Here is a 6,260-nt window from a genome sequence, read left to right on the forward strand (position 1 = left end):
GAATACACCTGGGGGAGTTAGTCAATTCTCACCACAGTTTAGAACTGCTCAATGGTGTTAGCGAGACCTTAGCCAGTTCAGACAACCGTTTGATTACTAGAAGCCATCAAGAAAATTCCCAGGATGTGGTTTTGGATGTAGTTCATGAAGCCTTGATTCGCCACTGGGCAAGGTTGGTGGAATGGAAGCAGACTTACACAGAAGCGATGGTGATCGAACGCAAGCTGGAAGCGGCAGCGCAAGAATGGCAGGAGAAGGGAAAGAAGCTTGATGATGCTGGTCTACTGTTGCAAGGGGGGAGGTTAGTAGAAGCCCAGGAGTATTTAAACGAGTATGGCAAGTTGGGGATGTTGAATGGGCTAGCCGAGGAGTATATTGAGGTAAGCCGTCAGAAGCACAAGCAAATGACCCGTAACCGCCGGTTAGTAGCGGGAGCGTTTATTGGTGTGTTGGTATTGGGGACAGTTGTTTCGACAGCTTTTGGGTTGCACTCTCGTAAACAGGGGAGAAAGGCACAAGAAAGTGAAATTAAAGCCCTCAATCAACTGTCACAGAATCTTTTGATCTCAAACCAACCCTTTGATGCTCTAAAAGAGGGTTTAAAGGCAGGAGGAATACTCCAAAAGGCGAATTGGGTACAAGGTGAAACTAGAATTCAAGCGATCGCTAGTTTACGGCAATCTTTCTATGGAGTTAAAGAATTTAATAGCCTAGACGGACATAGCGATATCACTAGCCTCGCCTTTAGCTATGATGGCCAGACTATCGCTTCGGCTAGTGGGGACAACACCGTGAAACTGTGGAATCGGCAAGGCAAAAACCTAAAAACCTTCTCCGGACATAGGGCACCTGTCTTTAGCCTCGCCTTTAGCTATGATGGCCAGACTATCGCTTCGGCTAGTGGGGACAACACCGTGAAACTGTGGAATCGGCAAGGCAAACAACTAATCACCCTCAAAGGGCATAGCGGATCTGTCTTTAGCGTTGCCTTTAGTCCAGACGGCCAGACTATCGCTTCGGCTAGTGGGGACAACACCGTGAAACTGTGGAATCTTGAAGACAAACAAGTAATCACCCTCACTGGACATACCGCAGCTGTCCAAAGCGTGGCCTTGAGCCGAGATGGCATGACTATCGCTTCTGCTAGTTTTGACAACACCGTGAAACTGTGGAATCGGCAAGGCAAACACCTAAAAACCTTCTCCGGACATACCGCAGCTGTCAAAAGCGTGGCCTTTAGCCGAGATGGCATGACTATCGCTTCTGCTAGTGATGACAACACCGTGAAACTGCGGAATTTAGAGGGCAAAGAACTGCACACCCTCACTGGACATACCCGACCTGTCTTTAGCGTGGCCTTTAGCCCAGATGGTAAGGCTATCGCTACTGCTAGTAGTGACAAGACGGTGAAACTGTGGAATCTAGAACAAAAGGAACCGCTCACTCCCACCGGGCATAGCAAATCTGTCAATAGCGTGGCCTTTAGCCAAGATGGCCAGAGGATTGCTTCTGGGAGTGATGACAAGACGGTGAAACTGTGGAATCTAGAACAAAAGGAACCGCTCACCCTCACTGGACATACCGCAGCTGTCAATAGCGTAGCCTTTAGCTATGATGGCATGACTATCGCTTCTGGGAGTGATGACAACACCGTGAAACTGTGGAATCTCAAGGACAAGGAACCGCTCACTCTCACCGGGCATAGCAAATCTGTCAATAGCGTGGCCTTTAGCCAAGATGGCCAGAGGATTGCTTCTGGGAGTGATGACAAGACGGTGAAACTGTGGAATCTAGAACAAAAGGAACCGCTCACCCTCACTGAACATACCGCAGCTGTCAATAGCGTAGCCTTTAGCCAAGATGGCATGACTATCGCTTCGGCTAGTTTTGACAACACCGTGAAACTGTGGAATCGAGAAGGCAAAGAACCGCGCACCCTCACTGGACATAGCGGACCTGTCAATAGCGTGGCCTTGAGCCGAGATGGCATGACTATCGCTTCTGCTAGTTTTGACAGCACCGTGAAACTGTGGAATCTTGAAGGCAAAGAACTGCACACCCTCACTGGACATAGCGGACCTGTAACTAGCGTTGCCTTTAGTCCAGACGGCCAAACTATCGCTTCTGCTAGTTTTGACAACACGGTGAAACTGTGGAATCGAGAAGGCAAACAACTAATCACCCTCACTGGACATAGCAAATCTGTCAAAAGCGTGGTCTTTAGCTATGATGGCAAGACTCTTGCGTCTGCTAGTAGTGACAAGACGGTAATTTTATGGAATTTTGATCTAGATGATTTAGTGGCAAAGAGTTGTAACTGGCTCCATGATTACCTAGTCACTCGTGAAGAGGAAGAAAAAGAATTAAGGGAAATTTGTGGTATTAAAGGAAGAAGGGAGCAGAGAGCAGGGAGCAGGGAGCAAGGGTAGGTTTTACCCAGACTCCCCTCTAGTCGTGATTCAACACTTCGGGTAATTTCCAAGACCGCCCTTGACAGTAAACATAACCATTATTAGTATAAATCCCGGAAAGTGCCCTAGCTAATATCAAGAATTCCTGCTGTTCTTCCGCAGTCATGTAATTTTCATTGTGTAGACTCCCTGAGGCTCGGTTTGGATCTCCTCCGGAGTCCAGATATCGCTGACGAGCCAGAGTGGAGAGTTCTATCATTCGTTGATATTGCTGTTGTTGTAATTCACTTAAGGGCTTCATAATTCCGCTACAGGTGTAATCGGGGTAATTTCACCATTTGGTAAAAGCATAGCAAAGGGCAGCAGAAGGCTAGCAGTGCTGATGTACCAAATGCCATTGTCTTGGTCATAAACAGTATTTTCTAGTAACCCTAAGGTATCCAACGCATTGAGAATTAGATATTGTGCTTCTGTTGGTTCCATCACACCCGACCGAAGTAATAAGGATGTTGGTGATTTTACTCCCAAAGTAAGCATTAAGCATTGAGCCATCAGCCTATGCGCTACGCGCACGCGTGCGCGTTCAGCCTATGCGCTACGCGCACGCGTGCGCGTTCAGCCTATGCGCTACGCGCACGCGTGCGCGTTCAGCCTATGCGCTACGCGCACGCGTGCGCGTTCAGCCTATGCGCACGCGTGCGCGTTCAGCTATAAGTGATTAGTGATTAGTGATCAGCTTTTGAGTAAAAGAGGTAAGCATTCGAATAATGCTGAGTCAAGTGAGAGCGTCGTTCGCACAGCGTGGCCTTTTGGCCAAGGCCAAAGCCTGTGCTAGGAACGAGGTTTATTTTAAACTGACTGCTGACTGCTGACTGCTGACTGCTGATCTTTCAGGTTTTGAATAAAACAGGTAAGCATTCGTTTAATCGGGAGATGGGGGGATCGGGAGATCGTGAGATCGGGATATTTTTATTTGAGTAATTATACGGATATGATATAATTCCTGTATATAAAGCCAGTGGAAGGTATTTTTTTATGGTTGATAGTATGTTTAAATACAGTTTTGGTTATTTTTGTACTATGTTAGGATATGTTGACAATAATGGTACGTGGTAAACTTTACTTGATCAAGTAAACATATTTTTATACAATAGTCAACAGTTAATATCATAAGTTAAGATGATAATTTGTAATTAAATATTAATAAACATAAACTCTCGTTACCAGAAATGTAAATTGGGACTACTATAGTAAACTAAGTAATCATATACACATAATCCCGGAAGGTAAATATGATACAAGCTGCTTTCACAAGGCTAATTCCTTTCGAGTCTCTTCTTGAAGCAATTACTACTCTGGAAATAGAAGACAAAATTAAGCTGAATAAAATCCTCGAAGAAGATATTGCTGAAATCCCACCGCAAATTGTATTAGAAAAATTGTTACAGCAACCAGTGTCCGAAATGAACTTTGAGCAATTTGAGGAACCTTCCCAAGCACCCGAGCCTGCCAAGACTGAAACTCCAAATGTGTCTCTGATTCCCCTGTCTCCCCTGCTGCCTCTAATTCCCTTACGTACCTCAGGGGATAACGTTGCCTAAAAAAATGCGATCGCTATCATGTCGGTGCGCTATCATCTCGGTGCGTTAGCTTTGCCTAACGCACCCTACTGGCTACTGCATTAATACGAATTGCTAAAACTTATATATAATTTTTTGATCACTTTTTCCCGATTCCCGATTCCCGATTCCCTGCCCCCAGCGCTACATACAATTTCCCCAAAAATACTCCCTAACTTAACGATGAATAATCACCCTAGAGCTATCGCGGTCATCATCTTCAAAAATTGCCCCTAACCGCATCAACACTCCTCTCATCTGATTAGAAATACCTCTATTTTTAGCGAACCGAGCTTCTTTCACTTTCGCCCCCCTAATGTCAGCATGACTAAAATCAGCCCCTCTCAGATTGGCACCATCTAACTCTGTAAGATTCATCTTCGCACCTCTGAGATTAGCACTCCTAAGGTCAGCATTTTTAAGAAATGCCAAACTCAAGTCTGCTCCCTGAAGATCAACTCCCCTGAGATCACTATTACTTAAGTCGGTACGAATCAGCTCAGCTTTGCGAAGATTGGCACGAATCAAATGGACATAACTCAAATTACCACGAATCAGGCAAACTTGGGTCATATCTGCTAAACTTAAATCAGCACCTTTAAGATTAGTTCCCCTCAGTTTAGCACCTTTGAGATTAGCTTCACTAAGCTCCGCACGGCTTAAGTTAGCATGGGATAAATCAACACACCTCAAGTCAGCCCCTCCCAGGTGGGCACGGATGAGGTTAGCCCCCTGAAGATTAGCTCTGCTTAAAATCGCACTACCCAGATTAGCCCCCCTAAGTTTAGCCCCCTGGAAGTAAGCACCTCCCAATTTAGCCTCGCTAAGATTAACACCAGTTAGGTCTGTTTTCCTGACGTCAGCTCCCCTCAAGTCAGCACGACTGAGGTCACCATCCCTGAGATTAGCACCATCTAATCGTATCCCCCTCAAGTCAGCACCACCAAGGCTTACCCCCTGGAGATTAGCACTCCTGAAGTCGCTCATGCTTAGATTGGCACTCCTGAAATCAGCCCCCCTCAAGTCAGCATTACAGAAGTTGGCACTTTGGAGGTTAGCCCCCCGGAAATCTGTTCCTCTGAAATCCGCTTCAATCAACCTAGCTTGGCTGAGGTCAGTGTAACTTAAGTCAGCTGCAGTGAAGTGCTCAGCCAGATTCAGCCCAACCATTGCAGTCAACTGCTCAAGATTGTCTGTTTCTGCCACTAAAACCCGCTTGATCAGGCTTAGCAGAATCGGTTGAGATTTTTCCTCACCCATATTGCAATTCCACTCGAGACAGATAGGGCTTAAATTTACTTACCAACAAATGTTCCACAATCAGTCTGTTCAGCACAACGGTTTTATTGCGGGAGAGGTGATTAGGCCACAACCCCTCAACTTCAGTTACACAAATATCTCGCTGGGATACTTCAAAGATTGCTTGGATACGACAGGGTAAGGCAGTGACATTCACAGTTGCTAGCTTTACCCGATTCAGGGAACCAAATAAAACACTATTGCCCTTCTGTTCTTCAAAAATCCAGGCAGGATTTTCCGCCGAAACTTGATTAGTAATGTGGCACCAGGAAACTTGATCGGTCTGGTGGGATGTCTCGTAGAATTCTGGTTGAGATTCTGGTTGGAATGTCTCGTGGGATTGCGATTGAGTAGCTTCTGGAGTAACATTACCTGCCCCTTTTTCCCTGTTGCCATTAGAGTCTGTTGGACGCTGGTTGAGATCACAACTAGGCCATGGCGGCTGTTGATTACCTACTGTTGCTAGTTGAAGATAACCACCAAGCTCACGGAATTCATAGGGGATATTACCATGTTGGAGATTAAGGCGCAGTACTCCACCTTTAAGTCCAAATTTAACACGACCTTCGAGCAACTCTTCCCACTGTTGCTTAAATTGAATGGTTAGGTATAAATTAATCTGCGGGATTTTAGAGGGTTTTTGCCAAAACTTACGTTTTTGTTTGTTTGGCGGAATCAGCATTCCTTCCAATTTCATCCCTAAGCAATCTAGGCATTTATTCTTAGGCTCAGGTGGAAGCATGTAATAGCAAAGGGAGTAGGGAGTAGGGAGTAGGGAGTAGGGAGTAGCGATGCAGCGCGGTCTTGGGGGTTCCCCCCATGAGCGACTGCATCAAGACGGGAGTAGGGAACTTACGATCCAAAATTCCCAAAATTCCTACAGGGATTGCTCGGAAGAGCAAACGTCGGAAACCCCAGTCACGAAGAAACC

General features: G+C 45.9%; 7 protein-coding genes. 2 read left to right on the plus strand and 5 right to left on the minus strand.

All coding sequences use genetic code 11. The features are described from left to right. Nucleotides 1-2,429, plus strand: a 2,429-nt coding sequence (locus F6K52_RS30220) for a WD40 repeat domain-containing protein (protein WP_293087554.1), incomplete at its 5' end; no start/stop codon positions are given. Between the two features lie 19 nt (nt 2,430-2,448). Here the strand turns inward: F6K52_RS30220 and F6K52_RS30225 are convergent. Together F6K52_RS30225 and F6K52_RS30230 are read right to left on the minus strand one after the other, a co-directional pair. Beyond that, entirely contained in the window at nt 2,449-2,712 is a 264-nt protein-coding gene (locus F6K52_RS30225; protein ID WP_293087557.1) for a hypothetical protein, read from the minus strand. After that, the gene (locus F6K52_RS30230) at nt 2,709-2,963 is read right to left on the minus strand and encodes a hypothetical protein (RefSeq protein WP_293087561.1); all 255 of its coding nucleotides are present in this window, start codon (nt 2,961-2,963) and stop codon (nt 2,709-2,711) included. Before F6K52_RS30230 ends, F6K52_RS30225 begins: the two co-directional genes overlap by 4 nt. Before the next feature lie 740 nt (nt 2,964-3,703). On the opposite strand from F6K52_RS30230, the gene F6K52_RS30235 reads away from it, so the two are divergent. Further along, the gene (locus F6K52_RS30235; RefSeq protein WP_293087564.1) at nt 3,704-4,012 is read left to right on the plus strand and encodes a hypothetical protein; all 309 of its coding nucleotides are present in this window, start codon (nt 3,704-3,706) and stop codon (nt 4,010-4,012) included. A 195-nt stretch (nt 4,013-4,207) separates the two neighbouring features. Here the strand turns inward: F6K52_RS30235 and F6K52_RS30240 are convergent, their stop codons facing one another. From F6K52_RS30240 to F6K52_RS30250, 3 genes are all read right to left on the minus strand, one after another. After that, nucleotides 4,208-5,290, minus strand: a complete 1,083-nt coding sequence (locus F6K52_RS30240; protein WP_293087567.1) for a pentapeptide repeat-containing protein — start codon at nt 5,288-5,290, stop codon at nt 4,208-4,210. Continuing rightward, on the minus strand, nt 5,283-6,026 hold the full coding sequence (locus F6K52_RS30245) for a hypothetical protein (RefSeq protein ID WP_293087570.1): 744 nt from the start codon (nt 6,024-6,026) through the stop codon (nt 5,283-5,285). The genes F6K52_RS30240 and F6K52_RS30245 overlap by 8 nt, the downstream gene beginning before the upstream one ends. 31 nt (nt 6,027-6,057) lie before the next feature. Then, nucleotides 6,058-6,260: hypothetical protein (locus F6K52_RS30250; protein ID WP_293087573.1), on the minus strand; the 203-nt coding region annotated here is incomplete at its 5' end.

This window comes from Moorena sp. SIO3H5, from assembly GCF_010692395.1.
Lineage (GTDB): Bacteria > Cyanobacteriota > Cyanobacteriia > Cyanobacteriales > Coleofasciculaceae > Moorena.